The 19,852-nt window shown below is 33.8% G+C and carries 19 protein-coding genes and 4 pseudogenes; 14 read left to right on the top strand and 9 right to left on the bottom strand.

What is annotated here, in order from left to right; all coding sequences use genetic code 11:
- Window positions 1-40 precede the first annotated feature (40 nt).
- The 5 genes from AC3WVZ_RS14880 (at window position 41) to AC3WVZ_RS14860 (ending at window position 4,583) form a co-directional block, all read left to right on the top strand.
- Window positions 41-235, top strand: a complete 195-nt coding sequence (locus AC3WVZ_RS14880) for a hypothetical protein (protein WP_000958863.1) — start codon at window positions 41-43, stop codon at window positions 233-235.
- A gap of 88 nt (window positions 236-323) precedes the next feature.
- Window positions 324-1,049, top strand: coding sequence for an ABC transporter ATP-binding protein (locus tag AC3WVZ_RS14875; RefSeq protein ID WP_000570204.1), 726 nt, complete (start codon window positions 324-326; stop codon window positions 1,047-1,049).
- Window positions 1,042-2,700, top strand: coding sequence for a putative ABC transporter permease subunit (locus AC3WVZ_RS14870; protein WP_000036884.1), 1,659 nt, complete (start codon window positions 1,042-1,044; stop codon window positions 2,698-2,700). Before AC3WVZ_RS14875 ends, AC3WVZ_RS14870 begins: the two co-directional genes overlap by 8 nt.
- 57 nt (window positions 2,701-2,757) lie before the next feature.
- On the top strand, window positions 2,758-3,516 hold the full coding sequence (locus AC3WVZ_RS14865; protein ID WP_000716965.1) for an SDR family oxidoreductase: 759 nt from the start codon (window positions 2,758-2,760) through the stop codon (window positions 3,514-3,516).
- A gap of 338 nt (window positions 3,517-3,854) precedes the next feature.
- Window positions 3,855-4,583, top strand: coding sequence for a hypothetical protein (locus AC3WVZ_RS14860; RefSeq protein WP_090977565.1), 729 nt, complete (start codon window positions 3,855-3,857; stop codon window positions 4,581-4,583).
- 61 nt (window positions 4,584-4,644) lie between these two features.
- On the opposite strand, the pseudogene AC3WVZ_RS14855 reads toward AC3WVZ_RS14860, so the two are convergent.
- Window positions 4,645-5,577, bottom strand: a pseudogene (locus AC3WVZ_RS14855) (hypothetical protein).
- 164 nt (window positions 5,578-5,741) lie between these two features.
- On the opposite strand from AC3WVZ_RS14855, the pseudogene AC3WVZ_RS14850 reads away from it, so the two are divergent.
- Window positions 5,742-7,111 (top strand): annotated as a pseudogene (locus AC3WVZ_RS14850) (IS1182-like element ISBth7 family transposase); the annotation flags it as partial.
- A gap of 132 nt (window positions 7,112-7,243) precedes the next feature.
- On the opposite strand, the gene AC3WVZ_RS14845 reads toward AC3WVZ_RS14850, so the two are convergent.
- Window positions 7,244-7,720, bottom strand: a complete 477-nt coding sequence (locus tag AC3WVZ_RS14845; protein ID WP_001056353.1) for a hypothetical protein — start codon at window positions 7,718-7,720, stop codon at window positions 7,244-7,246.
- 282 nt (window positions 7,721-8,002) lie between these two features.
- Here AC3WVZ_RS14845 and AC3WVZ_RS14840 point away from each other — a divergent pair, with 282 nt between their 5' ends.
- Window positions 8,003-9,061 carry a pyruvate kinase gene (locus tag AC3WVZ_RS14840; protein ID WP_000151079.1) on the top strand — a complete coding sequence of 353 codons (1,059 nt, stop codon included), beginning with the start codon at window positions 8,003-8,005 and terminating at the stop codon, window positions 9,059-9,061.
- Between the two features lie 50 nt (window positions 9,062-9,111).
- Here the strand turns inward: AC3WVZ_RS14840 and AC3WVZ_RS14835 are convergent, their stop codons facing one another.
- Window positions 9,112-9,393: a DUF1292 domain-containing protein gene (locus AC3WVZ_RS14835; RefSeq protein WP_002026117.1), complete on the bottom strand. Its 282-nt coding sequence runs from the start codon at window positions 9,391-9,393 to the stop codon at window positions 9,112-9,114.
- A 154-nt stretch (window positions 9,394-9,547) separates the two neighbouring features.
- A complete protein-coding gene (locus AC3WVZ_RS14830; RefSeq protein ID WP_000185713.1) occupies window positions 9,548-10,231 on the bottom strand; it encodes an NAD(P)H-dependent oxidoreductase in 684 nt (227 codons plus the stop codon).
- Window positions 10,232-10,360: 129 nt separating this feature from the next.
- Here AC3WVZ_RS14830 and AC3WVZ_RS14825 point away from each other — a divergent pair, with 129 nt between their 5' ends.
- A complete protein-coding gene (locus AC3WVZ_RS14825; RefSeq protein WP_233935004.1) occupies window positions 10,361-10,747 on the top strand; it encodes a winged helix-turn-helix transcriptional regulator in 387 nt (128 codons plus the stop codon).
- 84 nt (window positions 10,748-10,831) lie between these two features.
- On the opposite strand, the gene AC3WVZ_RS14820 is transcribed toward AC3WVZ_RS14825, so the two are convergent.
- Both AC3WVZ_RS14820 and AC3WVZ_RS14815 read right to left on the bottom strand, forming a co-directional pair.
- Complete coding sequence (locus AC3WVZ_RS14820; protein ID WP_016124937.1) at window positions 10,832-11,431, bottom strand: hypothetical protein; 600 nt, start codon at window positions 11,429-11,431, stop codon at window positions 10,832-10,834.
- A gap of 255 nt (window positions 11,432-11,686) precedes the next feature.
- Window positions 11,687-11,995 carry a hypothetical protein gene (locus AC3WVZ_RS14815; RefSeq protein WP_409193834.1) on the bottom strand — a complete coding sequence of 103 codons (309 nt, stop codon included), beginning with the start codon at window positions 11,993-11,995 and terminating at the stop codon, window positions 11,687-11,689.
- Between the two features lie 278 nt (window positions 11,996-12,273).
- Between AC3WVZ_RS14815 and AC3WVZ_RS14810 the strand changes: the two genes are divergently transcribed.
- The gene (locus AC3WVZ_RS14810) at window positions 12,274-12,753 is read left to right on the top strand and encodes a YozF family protein (protein ID WP_233935002.1); all 480 of its coding nucleotides are present in this window, start codon (window positions 12,274-12,276) and stop codon (window positions 12,751-12,753) included.
- A gap of 74 nt (window positions 12,754-12,827) precedes the next feature.
- Here AC3WVZ_RS14810 and AC3WVZ_RS14805 read toward each other — a convergent pair.
- Window positions 12,828-14,116 (bottom strand): annotated as a pseudogene (locus AC3WVZ_RS14805) (histidine--tRNA ligase).
- A gap of 337 nt (window positions 14,117-14,453) precedes the next feature.
- Between AC3WVZ_RS14805 and ybaK the strand changes: the two are divergent.
- Entirely contained in the window at window positions 14,454-14,930 is a 477-nt protein-coding gene (ybaK, locus tag AC3WVZ_RS14800) for a Cys-tRNA(Pro) deacylase (RefSeq protein WP_000710860.1), read from the top strand.
- Window positions 14,931-15,233: 303 nt separating this feature from the next.
- Window positions 15,234-15,374, top strand: coding sequence for a hypothetical protein (locus AC3WVZ_RS14795; protein WP_001156925.1), 141 nt, complete (start codon window positions 15,234-15,236; stop codon window positions 15,372-15,374).
- Between the two features lie 292 nt (window positions 15,375-15,666).
- Here the strand turns inward: AC3WVZ_RS14795 and AC3WVZ_RS14790 are convergent, their stop codons facing one another.
- Window positions 15,667-15,996, bottom strand: a complete 330-nt coding sequence (locus tag AC3WVZ_RS14790) for a hypothetical protein (RefSeq protein WP_000566271.1) — start codon at window positions 15,994-15,996, stop codon at window positions 15,667-15,669.
- 134 nt (window positions 15,997-16,130) lie between these two features.
- On the opposite strand from AC3WVZ_RS14790, the pseudogene AC3WVZ_RS14785 reads away from it, so the two are divergent.
- The 3 genes and pseudogenes from AC3WVZ_RS14785 to AC3WVZ_RS14775 all read left to right on the top strand — a co-directional run.
- Window positions 16,131-16,220 (top strand): annotated as a pseudogene (locus tag AC3WVZ_RS14785) (transposase); the annotation flags it as partial.
- Window positions 16,221-16,507: 287 nt separating this feature from the next.
- Complete coding sequence (locus AC3WVZ_RS14780) at window positions 16,508-16,864, top strand: hypothetical protein (protein ID WP_001229415.1); 357 nt, start codon at window positions 16,508-16,510, stop codon at window positions 16,862-16,864.
- Window positions 16,865-17,362: 498 nt separating this feature from the next.
- A complete protein-coding gene (locus tag AC3WVZ_RS14775; protein ID WP_000672196.1) occupies window positions 17,363-18,193 on the top strand; it encodes an endonuclease I family protein in 831 nt (276 codons plus the stop codon).
- Window positions 18,194-18,350: 157 nt separating this feature from the next.
- On the opposite strand, the gene AC3WVZ_RS14770 is transcribed toward AC3WVZ_RS14775, so the two are convergent.
- Window positions 18,351-19,781, bottom strand: coding sequence for a YfcC family protein (locus tag AC3WVZ_RS14770; protein WP_001166966.1), 1,431 nt, complete (start codon window positions 19,779-19,781; stop codon window positions 18,351-18,353).
- Window positions 19,782-19,852 lie beyond the last annotated feature (71 nt).

Genomic DNA, 19,852 nt, shown 5'->3' with positions numbered 1-19,852 from the left:
GATAATATTGTAAAATGGTTGTAAGGAGGGGGAGGAAGAAATGCTAACTTGGATCATGATCGTTGTATTACTTGTAGTGATTACTGTCATTGCGACGGTGTTAATTGGGCGGAATGGTGATGCAAATTATAGCAAAGCGACAAAGGGGAATATTAAACGCTTAACAATGATTTATATTATACTAGCTGTCGTTTTAGTTGTTGGATTAGGGGTGTATATTTATTTTAAAGGTTAAATATACTGAAAAATGTAAAAATCTTAAAATAGAACTATGCTATAATATCAATATAGTTATTTGGTAATTAAGGAAAGGATTGGATGGAATGATTGAAATTACGAATGTGTCAAAAAGTTATAATGGGTCTACCTATGCAGTAAAAGACTTAAGTTTATCTGTACCTAGCGGCGAAATCTTTGGATTTTTAGGACCGAATGGTGCGGGTAAATCAACGACAATTAAGATGATTACTGGTATTCACGGGGTGGACAAAGGGACTATTACGATTAACGGAAAAAATATTATGGAAGAGCCGATGGAAGCGAAGAAGACGTTTGGTTATGTACCAGATAGTCCAGATATGTTTTTACGATTAAAAGGAATTGAATATTTAAACTTTATGGCCGATATGTATGAAGTGCCGAAAGAAGTACGACAAGAACGAATAGAGTCTTTAGCGAAGAAGTTTGATCTTTATAATGCTTTATCTGATCAAATTCAAAGTTATTCGCACGGTATGAGACAAAAAATCGTTATTATTGGTGTGCTCGTACATGAGCCAGATGTATGGATTTTAGATGAACCATTAACTGGGCTTGATCCGAAATCTGCATATATTTTAAAAGAAATGATGAGAGAGCATGCGGATAAAGGAAAGATTGTATTTTTCTCTACACACGTATTAGAAGTAGCGGAAAAAATATGTGACCGGGTTGCTATTATTAATAAGGGGAATTTGCAGTTTAAAGGAAATTTAGATGAAATGAGAGATCATTTTAAATCCAATGAATCACTTGAAAAAATGTTCTTGGAGATGACGGGCAATGAGTAAAATTTGGACGTTAACGAAGGTACTATTAAAGTTAAATTACGCAGATTTTATAACAGATAAGAAGAAGCGATGGGCGTATGTATTTTCATTTGCAGCTATTTTATTTGTCGGCTTTTTACTGTTTGGTTCTATCACGCATGCAATGTATGAGGGAATGATACATTTAGGGCAAGATCCAGGAATGATTATCGCAATGGGACTTGCGATTGCGAGTATATGGGTATTTTTAATGAGTATTACGAACATTTTAACTGTATTTTACTACAGCAATGATATTGAAATGTTATTACCATTACCATTAAAACCAGCGCAAATTATTTCAGCCAAATTTTTAACAGTATTAATTACACAATACGTAATGAGTTCATTTATTTTATTACCGATCTTTATTACGTACGGTTTAAAAAGTGGAGCATTTATTACATATTACATATACATGATTTTCATTTACTTACTCTTCCCAATTGTGCCGTTAGTACTAGCTTCGTTACTGATGACAGTTATTATGAGGTATACAAATATAGCGAAAAATAAAGACCGAGGAAATATATTTATTGGAATCGTAAGTATACTATTTATTGTAGGAATTAACGTGTTTTTGCAGTGGAAAAATAAAAGTTCGTTTTCTGAAGATGCAATTGCGGATTACCTTGCAAACAACCAGTCTTCTCTTTTAGTACAAATGACAAACTATTTTCCAACTACATATTTTGGAGCAGTAGCATTAGTAGAAAATGCAAATTGGAAGGGACCTTTATATGTAATAATCTTTGCAGTTATTTCATTTGTCTTCTTTGTGTTGTTTTATTACATAGCAGAGCGTACATATTTAAAAGGGGTTATTGGACTTTCAACGAGTACAGCAAAGAAACAAGTTATTTCGGCGGAAGGTTTACAGAAATCAACAGTACAAAGTTCGCATTTAAAAGCGTATGTGAAAAAAGAATTTAAAACGTTATTCCGTACACCACAATTTTTCTTAAATTGCATTGTACAAACTTTCGTTATGCCAATTATGTTGTTCTTTATTTTATTTGTGCAAGATGGAAATTTAAAGTTTATTACAGAGTATATTAACAATCCAGAGACAACGGGATTTGCAATTGGTGTTGGCCTTTGTGCATCGTTATTTTTAATGGGTAGTAACGTCATTGCAACAACGTCATTTTCACGAGATGGAAGCTCTTGGTTTGTGAATCGTTATTTACCAGTAAAGGCTTCGGATATCTTTTTTGCGAAAGCAATCACTGCTTGGTTAATTAATGTGATCATTTTAGCAGTATTCGGTATTACGATGGCAGTTGTAGCTGGGATTTCTCCAGTCTTTATGATACTGTGGTTTTTACTAAGTGCGAACGGGTTGTTATTAATTAATTTAATCGGAACACGCTGGGACGCGCAAACTGCAGATATTCATTGGGATACAGAGCAGAAATTATTTAAAAGTCGATATACAACTTTGTGGAATTTTTTAGCTAATATTTTAATAGCTTTAATTATTGTGGGGGGAGTAAGTGTATTATACTTCTTCCTTCATGTCGGACTGTGGGTTATGTTTATTGTTTTATTTGTAATGTTTACGATTGTAAATTATATCTTTATTAAAATGTTAAAATTAGGTGCTGAACGTATACTGTCAAATATTCAATAAGAAGATAGATCCTCTGTATTCATGCAGGGGATCTGTGTATAGATGGAGGAGAAAAAGGTGAAGAAAATAGCAATTGTAACAGGGGCAACTCGTCTGAATGGAATTGGTGCAGCTGTATGCAAGGTGCTTGCTCAAAAGGGGATAGACATTTTTTTCACGTACTGGCCAAAGTATGATAAAGCGATGCCATGGGGAATGAGTGATCAAGAACCCTTTTTGCTGAAAAAGGAAATTGAAAGTTACGATGTTCGATGTGAAATGGCAGAAATCAATTTATCGCAGTCTTATTCGCCAAATCGTTTGTTTTATATGGTATCAGAACGGTTAGGTGATCCATCTATTCTAGTTAATAATGCAGTATATTCTACTCATACGAGGATTGAGGAATTAGATGTAGAGCAGTTGGATAAACATTATACAGTTAATGTTCGGGCTACTATGCTATTAAGTTCATTGTTTATAAAACATTATTCACTTAAAACGGGCGGGAGTATTATTAATCTTACTTCGGGACAGTCAGTAGGTCCAATGCCAGATGAACTTGCATATGCAGCAACGAAAGGGGCAATTGAAGCATTTACAAAGTCAGTAGCACCAGTTGCGATGGAGAAGGGGATTACAGTGAATGCTGTAGATCCAGGACCGACGAATACAGGATGGATTACAGAGGAGCTGAAGCATCATTTAGTATGGAAGTTCCCACAAGGTAAAGTAGGAGAACCGGTGGATGCTGCGCGCTTAATTTCTTTTTTAGTAAGTGAAGAAGCGAAATGGGTTACTGGGCAAGTCATTCACTCGAATGGTGGTTATTCATAAAAATATTATGTTAACAAATGTTGAGAAACAAAAAACGAAAGAAAATTTTATTTTTTTGTATAAATAAAATGTCAAGAAAGATAAAAATTTGATAGAAGAGTATATCGTCATATGAAGATAGTAATTCTTAATGTGACAATATACTCTTTTTCTTTTACTTGCGAGTAGAAAAATGAAGTAGAAGAAACTCGAATATTAAAATGAGTTTATCAGTTTTTGTACGTATTATTATGAAGATTACTGTCGGAAAGATGATAATTCGTATGAAAAGGGATTTTTTAAGGGGGAATCGAATCGTAAAGGGGAGGATAAATTATGTAAAACATAGGGGGATTTATATGAAAATGAAAAAGGTCGCTATCGCATCGATAACAATTGGTACAATGCTTACTATGGCAGCTTGTAGTCCTTCAGCAGATAAAGAAACGGAAAAGAAAGAGCAAGTAACTGCGCAAAATGATGGAGAAGCAAAAACGACAAGTGCAGATGAAGCGTCAAAAACAACGAAAGATACTGAAAAAGAAACAAATACTTCTTCAAATGAAAAAACAGATAAGGATGCAAAAAATACGAAAGAATCATCAGGGACAGAAAGTAACGGCAAAACGTCAACTCAAAACGAAAATGTAAAAACAAAAGAAAAAGAGACGACAGGAAAAACGAATGATCAAACGACTAGCGGGAAAACAACAGATCAAAGCACAAGTACAAGTACAAGCACAAGCACAAACAATAACGGAAAGACAACGAAAGATCCGAAGAAAAGTGTTGCTGTGAAAACGAATGTTAAAGAAGTTGTAGCATTAATTGATAGCTTGGACAAGCAGTTAGCTGCTAATCCAAAATTGGAAACAGTGAATAAGCTTGGCAAACAAATTAATGAAAAGTGGGATGTGATTGAAAAAGAGCTAGAAGCATCACATCCGACGGATTCTAAAACAATCGGTCAAAGTATGTATCCGTTAATTGTAGGAGCGGAGAAAGAAAAAATCGATATTAATAAAATGAAATCATTAACGACGAAAACGAAAAAAGATTTAAATCAGTTATTGACGAAACTTTCATAGTTTCAAAAGCCTACTCGTGTGAGTAGGCTTTTTTTGGTTGTTGTAATGTGCACAGTATAACTTATTCATTTTCAATTACGATACGAAAGGAACTGAATGCTTGTTGACTAACATAATCTTCTTCGCTAACTTTAAAAGGAAATGGAAAAGCGACGAGTTGAAAATTACTTTCCTAATCTACTGAAGGCAATGTGAAATTAAAGATTTGTCTCGTTTCAGGTGCAACCTTAGTATAAACGACTTTTCTATTGTTAAATATTTCAACTTGTTTCCAATCTTTAAAAGCCACGATTGCGTAAGTCATTTCATCATTTTTTTCATTACCGTTTGATAAAATTAATTGCTTGCCTTCCTTTTCAAAGAAGACAGTTTGTAAGTTCTCTTCACGGTTCGTAACAAATACTGGTTCGTAAAGACCATCTTTTAAAATAGCATTTGGATCTATAAGGGAGAGTTTTATTTTTTCGTTTTCTTTCTGAAGAAGATGCATTGAATACCGCATACTTAGAATATCTTCTAAAATAGCTGCTTTATTTAAGTTATTATCTTTTAATTTGTATTCAGGTTTTTTAATTATTAAAAAGGTTAATTCACTTGCATCAGGAGAAGTGTGTAAAGAGATTTTCGTAGTCATTGAACTGTTTGGTTTCATATCAAAAAAATAGTGTGATATTTCAGTAGTAGTATCTTCTATTTTAAAAGGTTTTTGTTCGTAATCTTCTAGAACAATTAATCCATATTTTCGGTTTTCATTAATAGTATGTACGAATGATAATGTTACATTAATTTTATTATCCTCACTAGTAATTGTACTACCATTGTTAATATGTTGGCCTTGATTATCCTTCAATCCGTAAGAAATAGTATTGGTTTGTTGCTCTCGTTTATTTTCTATGGAAGGTGGATGAGGTTGTATGAATGAAGTATTGAACAAAATATAAATTGTAAGTAATGAAATAAGTAAAACACCGCTAATAATATATATTTGTTTCATAAATAGCACCTCAATATATGTAAAATATTAGAGAAAAAAGATATGCAAGATGCATATCTTTTTTCTCAGGCTGTGGAGAAAGTCTTCTCCACAGCCTGTTTTTGTGTCTGAACCTCTTTTTATGTGTCAACACTGATAAAAAAGAGGAAAAGGAGAGATTTTTTATGATGGGTGCTTTAAAAAATCATCGTGATGAGCGTGTATCTGTTTCTGTAGAAGAGTTGGTTCCACAAGATCATTTCCTTCGTGCAATTGAAGCGACAATTAGTTTTGATTTTATTGAAGAGAAGTTACGCCCTTATTACTGTGAAAACAATGGACGCCCGTCCATTCATCCTATTGTTTTATTTAAGATGATGTTTATTGGATATTTTTACGGTATTCGTTCTGAGCGTCAATTGGAAAAGGAAATTAAAACGAATATTGCCTACCGTTGGTTTTTAGGGTTTTCTCTATCGGATACTATTCCGGATCACTCTACAATCAGTTGGAATCGTCGTACTCGTTTTATTCATACAAATATTTTCGAAGAAATTTTTGATGAGATTGTGAGACAAGCGACGGAGCACCGGATGGTAGGAGGACGTGCACTGATGACAGATTCTACACATATTAAGGCCAATGCCAATAAAAATAAATTTGTACATAAATATAAAAAAGAAAAAGCAAAGTTTTATATAGACGAGCTAGAAGCTGCGGTAATCGAAGATCGTGAGGTACATGGAAAAAAGAATTAAAACCTAGAAAGGAAAGTGATACCCCTACCAAAAAAACTCGTATAAGTACAACGGATCCAGATAGTGGATTTTTAATGAGAGATGGAAAACCAAATGGTTTTCATTTCTTGGATCATCGTACGACTGATGCGAAGTACAATATTATTACAGATACCTATGTAACGGCTGGAAATATGGCAGATTCCGAGCCGTATTTAGCACGCCTCCAAGCTCAGATTGATAAATTCGACTTCAAAGTAGAAGCTGTTGCCCTTGATGCTGGCTATTTTACAGGATATATCTGTAAGAAACTATCAGAACGGAATATATTTATGGTGATGGGGTATCGCCGATTTGGAAAACGGAATAAAGAAGTACCGAAAAGCCAATTTAAATATGTAGAAGAAATGAATGTTTTCGCTTGTCCGATGGGATGTATTCTAGAATATGTAACAACTGATCGTGAAGGATACCGTCAATACAAATCGAATCCAGAAGACTGCGCTGTTTGTCCGTTACGTGAGGTGTGCTTTTCAAAGAAACAAAAACAAAAAGTTATCACTCATCATGTGTGGGAGAAATATAAGGATATTGCTAGAAAAAACAAGCTAACAGCTACAGGGAAAAGGTTGTATAAAGTACGCTGTTCCACTATAGAGCGAAGCTTTGCAGACGCCAAAGAACTACATGGCTACCGCTATGCCCGGTTTCGAGGGCTGAAGTCTGTCCAAATGCAAGCTTATCTCACCGCAGCTTGTCAAAACATGAAAAAAATAGCCCTCCACCTGACCAAAAAGGGTCAGGTGGAGGGCTATTTTTTAAAATTCTATTATTTTATGTTGTTTTTATTCGCTAAAATCAAAAAAGATTCCAGAGTGTTGGGAACCCTAAAGGGTTTCCCAACACTCTGAGAAAAAAGATATGCAAGATGCATATCTTTTTTCTCTTTCTTACCAGAAAGCTTTTGTTTCGTGATTCACATCATTATAACCACTTAATTTATAGGTATGATTACCGATAGCGTAATCATCTCCATAATAAATGCTTGTGTTGGTCGCTGTAGCACTTACAAAGGATGATTTTTTTGCACTATTACTTTTCGTATTCACTAATGAGCCATCGCCATTGAAAGTTCTTGCTTTTGCATAAACATAGTCTTCGGTCGTAGTTGATTTCGATTTAGCAACTGCATATGGGTTACCAAAAAAGGGAGTATATACGCTAATGTTAGAGTCATTCTTAGGTGCAGCTGCAATAGTCAAACTAGGAACACTAGATGTTTTTGTTGATTGAATTGTATCAAAGTCAACTAAAACGGGCTGCTTGTCTACAGTATCGACCTCTGAAGCACTTGCGTTATTAGTAAAACCAAAACCTAAAACCGCTAACCCTAAAGTTGTCACCGATAAAGATTTTTTCATATTCACTAATTTTCCCACCTTTTTAAATTTTTGAGTTCGAACTCAATTCATACAATATATGAAAATTTCGAAACTCTCAATGGTTTATCCCATACTTAACGTTTCTTTTACTTTCGATTCAACATGTCTTCATTTGCAAAAAAGCGAATATATCTTCTAATGCTTAGCCAGCAAGGGATACAGGTTTAATTTTATGAAATTCATGTAAATTTAAATCTATTCATGTCAGAATCTCTGTTATTTTTAAGTTCATATGGGAAACTTATTAAAAAAAGGATGGTGACAAAAATGACAATCGATCGAATTTGTACAATTGGACCCGCAAGTAATAATAAAGAAACATTAGCACAGTTAATAAAGAATGGTATGAAAATTGTTCGACTGAATTTATCGCATGGCACGCATGAAAGTCATAAAGACATCATTCGTTTAGTGAAATCATTAGATGACTCTATTAAATTTTTGGGTGATGTACAAGGTCCTAAAATAAGATTAGGTGAAGTGAAGGGAGAGCAAATTACACTTCAGGCAGGAGATTCTTTTATTTTACATACACAACCAGTTACAGGGAGTAATACAGAAGCGAGTGTTGATTATGAAGGAATTGCGAATGATGTGAAAGTAGGCAGTAGAATTTTAATTAATGATGGAGAAGTTGAATTAATTGTTGAAAAGATAAGTACGGACAAAATAGAAACGAAGGTAAAAACAGGTGGCAATATCTCATCTCATAAAGGAGTTAATTTACCAGATGCGGCTGTTCGTTTACCAGCTATTACAGAGAAAGATAAAAAAGATATTCAGTTTCTTTTAGAAGAGAATGTTGATTTTATCGCGTGTTCTTTCGTAAGAAAACCTAGTCATATAAAAGAAATACGAGATTTTATACAACAGTATAAAGAAACGTCACCTAATGTAATTGCAAAAATAGAAACGATGGAAGCAATCGAGAATTTTCAAGATATATGTAAAGAAGCAGATGGAATTATGATTGCAAGGGGCGATTTAGGAGTAGAGTTACCGTATCAATGCATTCCGCTTTTACAGAAAATGATGATTCAGGAATGTAATCGAACGAATACATATGTCATTACAGCAACACAAATGCTTCAATCTATGGTAGATCATTCTATTCCAACAAGGGCAGAGGTGACTGATGTGTTTCAAGCTGTACTGGACGGGACGAATGCAGTTATGCTTTCAGCTGAAAGTGCATCAGGAGAGCATCCAATCGAAAGTGTGAGAACATTACGTCTCGTTTCAGAATTTGCGGAACATGTTAAAAAAGATGGACCTTTTGCGATGAAAGATGTACTGCAATTACTGCGTGAGTCTCTGGATGAGTAATAAATAAAAAGAGGGCGGATATACATCCGCCCGCGTGTTTTTCATTCATACTATTCTTGCTCTTGCTCATCCAAAATCTTTTCAAACGCAGTAGATACTTTATCAAACTCTTCATCATTTTCAATGTATGAAAACTCATTATCTTCTTCTACTTTTAAAAAGAAAATATCAATGTCTTCCTCAGTTTCTGTTTGGATATCTTCAACAAAGGCAACTGCAATATACTCTGCACCTTCGACATCCATCGCTCCAAGTACTTCTACTTCTTGCTCTTCGTTATTCTCATCACTAAGAGTAAACACTTCGCCAACTTCAATATCAGACATATTCATTCTCCTCCTGTTCGACTCTAAAAATAGAGCACTCAAACTGTATACATACTAACATATCTTTCCATAAAAAACCAAATTCATACATAAGAAAAACGACTGATAGTTCTTTAGTATAAGTATCCAGCTATTAGGAGCATTATTTGTCTGTGCTATATTACTTAATCCATTCAACAATTGTATCCATAGTCTGTCTTGTTTTATCACGCTTTGGCTCTTCTTTACGGTAACCAAAGGCAACCATAACTGATACTTCAAAGTTATCGTCTTGTATAATGCCTTCTTGACGAAGTAAAGAATCTACTTCCTCTTTATCAAATCCTTCTATTGGACAAGAATCAATACCGATTTGAGCTGCGCTCGTCATCATATTACCTAAAGCAATATAAGTTTGTTTAGATGCCCAATCAAATACAGCACGATCGGATTGTAATAAGTTAAAATCTGTTTCCTGGAACTTTTTGAAGAATTCATATCTAATTTTTTGAGTGTCTTCAGGCAATCCAATAATATCGTTCATCATATATTTAATATACTCTGCATCATAATGCATATCTTTAATGTTTCTTGAAAGAACAATAACAAAATGACTAGCTGTTGCAAGTTGCCCACCAGCGCCCCATGAATACGGTTGTAGTTTTTCTCTTAATTCTTTATTTTGTACGACAATAAATTTCCAAGGCTCATATCCAAAAGAAGAAGGAGATAATCTGCCTGTTTCTAAAATGAATTTGAAATCCTCTTCTGAAATTTTGTGCATAGGATCGAATTCTTTACATGCATGTCTGAAATGAAAAGCCTCCATAATCTTTTCTTTTGTAATTTCGTTTGTATTTGTCATAAAAGTTCCTCTTTTCATGAATTTATTTTTGTAAGTAAATTATATTTTTAAAGTAACATAGATACAAGTACGCACATTTATGTGGTATAGTATCAAAAAAGATACTAATGTTAAGGGAAGGGATTTATTATGGATTGTTCAAACGAAAATAATATAAATTACCCATTTTTAAATAAATATTCTTGTCCAGTTGAAGCTATGGTTGAGGTGATTGGAGGGAAATGGAAAGGGGTAATTTTGTATCATTTATTAGATGGTACAAAGCGGTTTAATGAATTAAAAAGATTAAAACCAAATATCACACAAAGAATGTTAACGCTGCAGCTGAGAGAACTTGAAGCTGATGGCATTATACATCGTGAAGTATACCGTGAAGTGCCACCTAAAGTTGAATATTCGTTAACTGAGCTTGGTGAATCACTACGTCCAGTGATTCTATTAATGATGGAATGGGCAACTCATAATATGGAGAAGGTTTTGGAGAATAGGAATACGAAAAATAATAGTAAGAGTTGAAATTGATATAGACGAGTTATGTGAAATAGTTGTAGAAATAAAAGGTGTTTCCATACGTGAAAACACCTTTTATTTCTATATTTTTTACTTTTTAACTTCAACTGCTGAAGTTGGAAAGTTATTTAAGTTTGCAGTTTGACCATACCAATCAGCATGTTTAAAAACAACACCTTTTCCATATCCGTCAGTTGAAGTACGTTCCCATAGTGTTGTTGAATAGCTAGCAGTAGGAGCTGCTGTACGTACAGAAACAATTTGATTTTGCCAACTAGCAGACAAGTTTTTATAACCGCTACTTAGAGAAAAATATTCGCTACCTTGATTTGTGCGTTTATAGAAGTCTGTACTACCAGGTCCGCTTCCTCCAACACCAAGGGGAGTGATTGAATGATTCAACCTTTGTTTATCTTTTTCAATAAAAGACTCTAAACTTTCTTTGCTCGAAAATCCATAAGATAACCAGTCTCCATTTTGATTTTGTTTCGGTAGAACTAACGTTATTTTTACGTCTTCCTTTGATGGAGCACTCAATTTGTTAGACGAATCAACAGTCTTTTCATCTACAGTTACATATTCGAAAGAGGAAATCGTATAATTTTTTTCGGTACTAGCTGATACTGATCCCAGTCCTCCAGTTAACGACGAAACAGTTAATAATGCACCTGCTACCAACTTTTTCAGCATGGATTCATCTCCTTAAAACTTAGATTTTTTACATAACTAAAATGTATGTTAATTTGAATGTTTTATAAATGTTTAGAAATTTATAAAATTTAAACAGAATATTCTTTTATTGGTCGGGAGTAAGGAGGGGAATTTAAAAAAGGTTTACTTAAAAAGTAAACCCTTTTTGGGTGTTAGCAATGAAGTTATTGTGTAAGTTTTGCAATTTGCTAACCGACTTCAAAACTCTACTGATTAAAGTTTCATTTCATCCTGTTATGAATCATACACTTCTTTTGCATTCGTAGAAGCAGCATCTAATAAAAGGAAAATGGCTGCTATCATATGTAGAAAGATGTCTATATAAGGAAAGAAGGCAACTAGAGTAACGATAATACCGATATAATGAGGGTACGTATTCATGCCTTCTTTTTTAGCTAATAAAATAGTATTGATATGTAAAACAATCAATAGTAGTAAAGGTAACCCATATAGGTTAACAAGACTTGGAAATACATAATAACAAGGAAGTAATAAAAGATGATAGATCCCTGTAGTCCACTTTAGTAATTGGATATTGTATATTCGTAGTTTTGAGTAGATTATAATTATTTTATGTAAACTAATTGTTGATTATCTATAAAATAGAAAAACCAACTCAATAAGGGGGAATGGACGTTATCCACATCGATCAAACAGTAAGTAATAAATATTTGACTAGATTATTGAGTTAATCTCAGTTGTTTAAAAACTTGTATACGAGATTCTATAAAGGTATGAAGGCGTTTTACGTTTAAGGGATAATATATCCATTGTTTTTAGGGAACAGTAATTCAAAACTTAAAACAATGGAGGTAATACTAATGCAAAAAGTACTTTTTTCTTTTTTATGCATATTTTGTTTCGTAATTGGAAGCTCTTTCACTGTTCATGCTTTTTCTCCAAAGCAGTTACCAATTTCTAAAACGTCAGATCGATGGAAAATAGAAATTAAGCAACCTGATAAAAAAACTGGTTTAGTTACACCTAAAAAGGATGTTTTTAATATGTATGGTTTCGAGGTTCAAGATATTGGAAAGGACGCTTATCATGTAACCGTTGAAGTATTTCGAAATGAACCAGATTCTCAAACGAAGTATGAACTTTTCACTTCTAAAAAAGATCATGTGTTAAGTAAAGAAGTTGCTTTTAATCATACGAATTTCCCTATATCCGTTCAGTCTAATGAACTTGAAGTTATTATAACTTGGCAAGAAAAGCCTTCTAGAGCGTTGGAAAATGGACAAAAAGACTGTGAGGCAGAAAGAAAGTATAAACAGACATTTATATTTAAACAAAATTAAATTGTGCGAAAAACCTCCATTATTTTTAATGGAGGTTTTTATTATAACATTTACATTTTGAAAACACTTTGTAGTCATAGTGTAGTAGGCATTGTAAAATAATTATTCAATGTATTATCTTTCAAAGAAGAAATCGGAACCTTTACCTCACTACCTTCCTTCATATTCCGCAACACAACAGTGTTTGTACTAAGTTCGTCTTCCCCAATAATAAGCACATAAGAGATATTCTCTTTATTGGCATAATTAAGGGCACGTTTTAATTTGCGTCCTGCTAGTTCTAGTTCGACTTTTAAGGAAGTGGTAGAACGTAATTGCTGGGCAATTTGTAAGCATTGTAACTCTGTCCCGAGTGGGATGATAAATAGATCCGCTGTAGATGAGATTGTTTCTTTCTGCGATAGTGCTGTATAAATAACGTCTAAACCGAATGAAATACCGACTGTTGGATAGTACATATTATCACCACGGAATGCTCCGATAATGTTATCGTAACGGCCGCCGCTACCGATGCTAGATGTAATCGATCTATCTTTTAAAAAGATTTCATATACAGTACCTGTATACATTGTGAGTCCTCGCGCTAAAAACGGGTTGAATATCGTATTTTCATTTATTCCAAGGGCGATTAAATATTGCTGTAATTGTTGTAGTTCGTTTACTCCATCGGCAACGAGTGGATTATTGAAAGCTTCTTTAAAGTCAGCGATAGTAAGCTTTAGACAAGATAATACGGTATTACATATCGTATCAGCCATTTCTTCAGAAATTCCGCGCTCTAATACATCTTTTCGATTTTATCTAATGATAAAATGACGTCACTTGTTAACTCAGTAGGGATGTTAATGGCCTGAAGAATACCATTTAACAATTTTCGGTTATTATATTGGATCGTTATCTCTAAGTTTAACGTTCGGAACAGCTCAAACGCCATAGCCATAAGTTCAGCTTCTGCCATGACAGACTCAACACCGACGATATCAACGTCGCATTGTATAAATTCACGAAATCTTCCTTGTTTAATTGGCCCATCTCGAAATACTTTCCCAATCTCATAACGTTTAAAAGGGAGGCGGAGGTTCGGATTCATTGCCACAACCTTTGCGAATGGAATAGTTAAATCGTATCGTAAGGCGAGCTCACGTTTTCCTTGATCCTGAAGTGTATATATTTCTTTTAATATTTCATCGCCACCGCCGTACTTGTAAGACATAAGCTCATACATATTTAACGTCGGCGTTTCTAAAGGTTTGCATCCGTATCGTTCAAACGTATCTTCACAAGCTCTTTTAATTTTATTTCGCAGCACTTGCTCCTCTGGTAAATAGTCTTTCGTTCCTTTTACATTTCTCATTTCCATCATAATCACTCCTTTTTCAAATTAAAAAAAGCTATGCAGGTATAAAAATACCCACATAGCTTTATGAACGCTTCGTGGGTCAACAGGAAAAGCCCTGTACCCACGAAGAAAAATTTTTCTTCGGATACACGGCGTTACGTTTGATGATGAAGTTGGAAAGAAGTATTAAAATTTAGCATTGCAAATCTCTCCTTAACGTAAGTTTTTCCAAATTATATCAGATGATTTTTGAATTATCAATATTTTTAGTTTTGAAATATACGTGAAGTTATGTAGGAGAAATGGAAAAGGGTGTATAATAAAACTTAATAATATGAAATAACCTTTTAAGGAGATCACTATGAAAAAAGATAAAACAAATGCGATGCGAATATTAGATAAAGAAAAAATTGAATATTCGATGATGTCATATGATCCAGACGATGGGAAAATTGATGGCGTATCAGTAGCCGAGAAAATTGGACGAGAAGTGAGAGAAGTATATAAAACGTTAATCGCTCAAGGGAATAGTAAAAATTATCATGTGTTTATTATTCCGGTAGATGAGGAACTAAATTTAAAAGCTGCCGCAAAAGCAGTAAGTGAAAAGAAAATTGAAATGATTCCTGTTAAAGATATTACGAAAGTGTCAGGATATATTCGTGGTGGTTGTTCACCAGTCGGAATGAAGAAGTTATTTTCTACATGTATTGATGAAAGTGCCCAATCACTTGAAACGATGATAGTAAGTGGCGGGAAAATTGGTATACAAATTGAGCTTAAAGTAGATGACTTGGCGAAAGTGACGAGAGCGCAGTTTGGAGAGGTAACGAAGTAAATATACATAGGAAAAGAAGTTCTAGTTTTATCCCGCTATTTGCCGGGCAGTAAGACCCTCATCTCAAATTTCAGTGGAAGCAAAGAAATTAGGTGGGGATCAACTGCCCGTAAAAGCCCGATTGGTGAGGGCTGATTAAAGTTTCACTTTATTGAATTTAGATAATAATTTATAGGATAGTTAGTCCGTTATGGGGCTGATTATCCTATTTTATTTACAAACTGGATAAAGATTGAATGTTTAGTTTGATATAGGCATGTAATCTGAATTGTTTGTTTGGCTTTGGGAGAAGGTAAAACCTCGATGCAAGAACTTGAAATAAACAAGCAGGGTTTATTCTTAAAGATAGACAAAGAACAGGAGAGTGTTTTAATGAGGAGTCAAGAAATATCCATAAGAAAGCACAAATTGGGGGATGCCAGTATTTTTGAAAAAACAAGCTAATAGTATGCAAGATTTTATACAGTTTTTTGGCTAATCCAGTAACAAACAAGAGCACTAAAACCACGTTAGGATAGGAATGTATATAATATGTATAGATTCATAGAACTAAAAAAGGGTTCACTTGTGAGAGCAGGGTTGTCCTTTTTCCTCGCTAACGCTAATGATGGGTTATGTTAACCTCATATGTATAGAATATACAGTTAATTAAAAATGAAAAGTTTACAATTAAAAATGAACAATAAAAACAGTAATGTAAAATCACTACTGTTTTTTATTGTTTCTTATAAGTGAATCATTTGTACTCCTGTCTATATAATTTAAACGAATAAATAGCTCCAATAAAGAATACAAAAGCTTCAAATAATATAAAGATTTGACGGAAATTCTCAATATCTTTACCAACTAAAGAAATAAATATAGCATTCATTAGAATTTGAGTAGTAAACATACGAGAAGTAATTTTTAAATAAATAGCATTTGTTCTTTCAACCGGTTTACCAATTTTTTTGTAAATAATAATAAGTGCAATTACTGAACCCAAAAATAGAAGTGCTGTAAGTCCTACAACGATATTAAAATTGGCTGTACTTTCTAACATCCATTTATTTAATAGATCGATCATTATTATCTTCCTTTCCTACATAAGAGAATATTTTGTTCTTCTTTTTCACTATAATAAAAAAAGGAAAAAGAAAACATCGAACTTTCTTACAAACATTCGTGTATTCTTACAGTTTTGTCATTTTGTAAATGTATTCCGCCCTGTTTTTCACTATTTTCTTTGGAAAACATAGTGAATTACGAGAAAGAGCGCTACAAGATCAACTTTTGAGAACAAAAATTATGTAAATAAGCTGTTCACTGGATTCTCGTAGAAAACTTTGGTGAGATAAAATTTTTGATTTTGTAGCACTTTAAAATCTTAGCTAGAGGGCTATTTATCGGTATCCCACAATAAAAAGGCAGGAACATATCAAATATGTTCCTGCCTTTGATTTTATTAAGTTTAATATCTATGACCTAAATATAATAGAATTTGGAGCTTCTTTTTATTTTAAATAAATTGGGTAATTAGACTATAACATTAATATTTATCATTGAATATAATAATAATATAATGGAGGTGGTGTTATATGGCTCTTACTACAGGACCAATTGAAAACGTAGGAAATCAACCTGCTAATGCAAATAAAGTTAGGGTGAAGATCCTTAACCGTACTGCGGGCCCACTTACTGGAGTAGCTAGAGTTTTTAGACTTGACGGTTCATTAGTATTAATTGAACAGGTAAACTTCAATGTGAATTCTAATGCTTCTACTTTTGCAACTCTAAGTTTAGTTCATCCTGCTCTTGGACAAGCATTTGAATATGAAGTTCAAATTGTTCCTAATCAACCTGGTGGACTATATAGTGTTTATGGACTAACAGCTGAAAATGTTATTATTACTGCACAACGTGTTGTGAACTCAGAATTGACACAGTTTCTTTAATTAAAATAGATTGGTGCCTACATGGTATCCAATCTATTTTTGTACGTATTATTCAGAGAAAGAAAGGTTTTACACAAAAATAAAGATAGTTATGGAAAAGGGAAAAGTCGAGCTATCATCTTAATTTTTATTATTTCTGTCTTAGACCGTATCTGTTTTGTGGCACGGTTTTCTTTGAATGCATTTTATTCAAACTGTTTTTAAAGTATTTATCAAATATGCATTATTGCATAAATAAATTTAAATTTATAAGTTAATATTAAACTACTTTTTAGTTGTAAAGAATATGTTAATAATCTTTATAAGAAAAGGATATTCCTTGTAAAAAGTGAAATTGTTTGGAATGTGAATAAACAAAAAGTTTAGAAGTGATACAGACTGGATAGAGTCTTGTATTAAATAAACAGAAAAGGGGTATGGGTTTCTAAAAGGTTTCGGGGGTTAGAAAGCACTTTTTAGTTAATAGCTTTAAATTATATTTTAAAGGGGAATGGGTATATGAAGTTTCGAAATACAAAGATTGCTATGGTTACACTATCTTCATTTTTTATTTTAGGTTCTGCATCTCTATCATTCACAGATACTATTATACATGGTGAAGTGGTTCCTGCATCAGCACAGGAGATTATTGTAAAAAATTATGACGATACATATTATAATAACGCAATAGGAAAAACGGGGTTAGAATTAAAGAAGGAATTGCATAATATTATTGATAATCATACAAAGTTATCATACAGTGCGGTTTGGGAAGCGTTAAGAGATACTGATGAAGATCCGAATAATAAAAATAATGTGATACTCTTATATACTGGTCGTTCGCAAGGGAAACTTACGAATGGATCAGGAGTAAATAACTGGAACCGAGAGCATGTTTGGGCAAAATCTCACGGTGACTTTGGAACGACTGCAGGACCTGGAACAGATCTACATCATTTAAGAGCGACGGATGTATCTGTAAATAGTTCACGTGGAAATCTAGATTTTGATAACGGTGGTGTAAATCATTCTGAAGCGACAGAATGTAAATATGATAGTGATTCTTGGGAACCTCGTGATAGTGTAAAAGGAGATATTGCTAGAATGCTGTTTTATATGGCTGTTCGTTACGAGGGAGACAACGGCGAAATAGATTTAGAACTAAATGAAAAAGTGAATAACAATAAAGATCCATACATGGGGAAACTATCTGTCTTATTAAAATGGAATGAACAAGACCCGGTCGATGATTTAGAGCGAAAGCGTAATGAAGTGATTTTTACAAAATATCAACATAACCGCAACCCTTTTATTGATCATCCAGAATGGGTAAATAAAATCTGGAACTAAGATTTTTAAAGGTATTATATTTTGATAAAAGGGATTGATCATTATGATCAATCCCTTCTTATATTTTTACTAGAATAAATGATTTTTATAGGACTAGTGAGGGAAATAGAATAGATATTTATATGGAACGATAGTACTTATTTATCTAGTTAAGTATTTAGTAAGGTCCCCACTCAATATTCACCCCAACAATAAGAAAAACAAGTCCAATGATAAACCAAATGAGTGCAAGTGGAGCCATGAAACGAATCCATTTTCCATAAGAAATCCCGCTTGCTGCGAGAACGCCCATTAAAACACCGGAAGTTGGATTTAAGCAGTTTACTACACCTTCTCCGAGCATAACAGCCTGTACTGTAACTTGGCGTGTAATGTGCATGAAATCAGCTAATGGAGCTAATATCGGAATAAAAATAACCGATTCTCCTGTCCCGGATGAAATAAGGAAATGTAATGCAGCACTACTTACGTACATACCGATAACGCCAAATACAGGGCTTTGTCCTTCAAGAGACTGTGCGAGCTGGTTAACGATAGTATCAAGTAATTTGCCTTGTTCTAAAATGACTGAAATACAGCGAGCCATTCCGACGATTAAAGCACCGTAGATAAGATTTTGGCAGCCAGTTAGAAAAGTGGATGCGATATCGTTTGCTTTCATGCCACCTATTATTCCTGCTGTAATTGCTATGAAAATAAAAGTAGCGGTCATTTCTGCGTCCGTCCAATGTAGACGAAAAGCGCCTATTAAAAATGCAATTAATGATAAAGCTGAAACGAGTAAAATTAATTTATGACGTATCGTCCAAGGGACTTCTTTTTTCTCTGCTTCTTTTTCGCTTGAAAGAGCGTTACTGGGAAACCAGTTGTCGCCAAGGATGCTTCCTTTATTTGATTTTTTCAAGCGTTTTACATACCAATTTATATAAAGGATAGTGGCAAGTAAAAAAGATATATAGATTGCGGTGCGTAAACCAATCCCGGAAAACATCGGAAGTTCTGCGATCTTTTGTGAAATGCCTAAAGGTGAGGGAGATAAAATAGTAGCATTAAAACCAGCATAAGTGCCTAAATAAATAATTGCTACACCGACGATAGCGTCCCATTTTAACGTGCGTGCAACGATGATGCCGATGGGGATAAAACCGATAACTGAGTTAACGATAATACCAGTCGTTCCAAGAATAGAAAAAAGCGCGGCGACAATACATATGAAAAGTAATTGCTGATTACGAAATTTGTTAATAACATGATAGATTAAACCGTCAAGGGCACCTGTCTTTTCAAGAATTGCAATGGCTCCACCTGTAAATAAAATTAGAAAGATAATAGGAGCAGCAAGTGTCATTCCTTTTTCAATAGCGGTAAAAAAAGAAACAAATCCTACAGGTGATTGCGGAACAGAATGGTAGCTACCTGGTATTGTCGTTGTAACGGTCCCGTTTGTAACCCTTTTAAATTCTCCAGCAGGAACGAAATAAGTAGCAATGGCGCAAAGTAAGGCAATAAAAAATAGCAGTACGTACGCATCAGGCATTTTAAACTTTGGTTTACTAGGTTGTTTTTTTGCCTCAGTTTGTATTTGCATAAAATCCCTCCTTCTTCACTTGGTTAATTTTTAATATTCTGAATTTAATCTGTGAAATAGATTATAATAAA

Source organism: Bacillus sp. CPT56D-587-MTF (assembly GCF_058792335.1).
Note: the sequence above shows the minus strand (reverse complement) of the source record. Positions and strands in the feature narration are given on the sequence as shown.

Coding starts and splice junctions, on each gene's coding strand:
- AC3WVZ_RS14880 (WP_000958863.1), top strand. CDS start 41: ATGCTAACTTGGATCATGATCGTTGTATTACTTGTAGTGATTACTGTC.
- AC3WVZ_RS14875 (WP_000570204.1), top strand. CDS start 324: ATGATTGAAATTACGAATGTGTCAAAAAGTTATAATGGGTCTACCTAT.
- AC3WVZ_RS14870 (WP_000036884.1), top strand. CDS start 1,042: ATGAGTAAAATTTGGACGTTAACGAAGGTACTATTAAAGTTAAATTAC.
- AC3WVZ_RS14860 (WP_090977565.1), top strand. CDS start 3,855: ATGAAAATGAAAAAGGTCGCTATCGCATCGATAACAATTGGTACAATG.
- AC3WVZ_RS14840 (WP_000151079.1), top strand. CDS start 8,003: ATGACAATCGATCGAATTTGTACAATTGGACCCGCAAGTAATAATAAA.
- AC3WVZ_RS14835 (WP_002026117.1), bottom strand. CDS start 9,393: ATGAATATGTCTGATATTGAAGTTGGCGAAGTGTTTACTCTTAGTGAT.
- AC3WVZ_RS14830 (WP_000185713.1), bottom strand. CDS start 10,231: ATGACAAATACAAACGAAATTACAAAAGAAAAGATTATGGAGGCTTTT.
- AC3WVZ_RS14825 (WP_233935004.1), top strand. CDS start 10,361: ATGGATTGTTCAAACGAAAATAATATAAATTACCCATTTTTAAATAAA.
- AC3WVZ_RS14820 (WP_016124937.1), bottom strand. CDS start 11,431: ATGCTGAAAAAGTTGGTAGCAGGTGCATTATTAACTGTTTCGTCGTTA.
- AC3WVZ_RS14810 (WP_233935002.1), top strand. CDS start 12,274: ATGCAAAAAGTACTTTTTTCTTTTTTATGCATATTTTGTTTCGTAATT.
- ybaK (WP_000710860.1), top strand. CDS start 14,454: ATGAAAAAAGATAAAACAAATGCGATGCGAATATTAGATAAAGAAAAA.
- AC3WVZ_RS14795 (WP_001156925.1), top strand. CDS start 15,234: ATGCAAGAACTTGAAATAAACAAGCAGGGTTTATTCTTAAAGATAGAC.
- AC3WVZ_RS14790 (WP_000566271.1), bottom strand. CDS start 15,996: ATGATCGATCTATTAAATAAATGGATGTTAGAAAGTACAGCCAATTTT.
- AC3WVZ_RS14780 (WP_001229415.1), top strand. CDS start 16,508: ATGGCTCTTACTACAGGACCAATTGAAAACGTAGGAAATCAACCTGCT.
- AC3WVZ_RS14775 (WP_000672196.1), top strand. CDS start 17,363: ATGAAGTTTCGAAATACAAAGATTGCTATGGTTACACTATCTTCATTT.
- AC3WVZ_RS14770 (WP_001166966.1), bottom strand. CDS start 19,781: ATGCAAATACAAACTGAGGCAAAAAAACAACCTAGTAAACCAAAGTTT.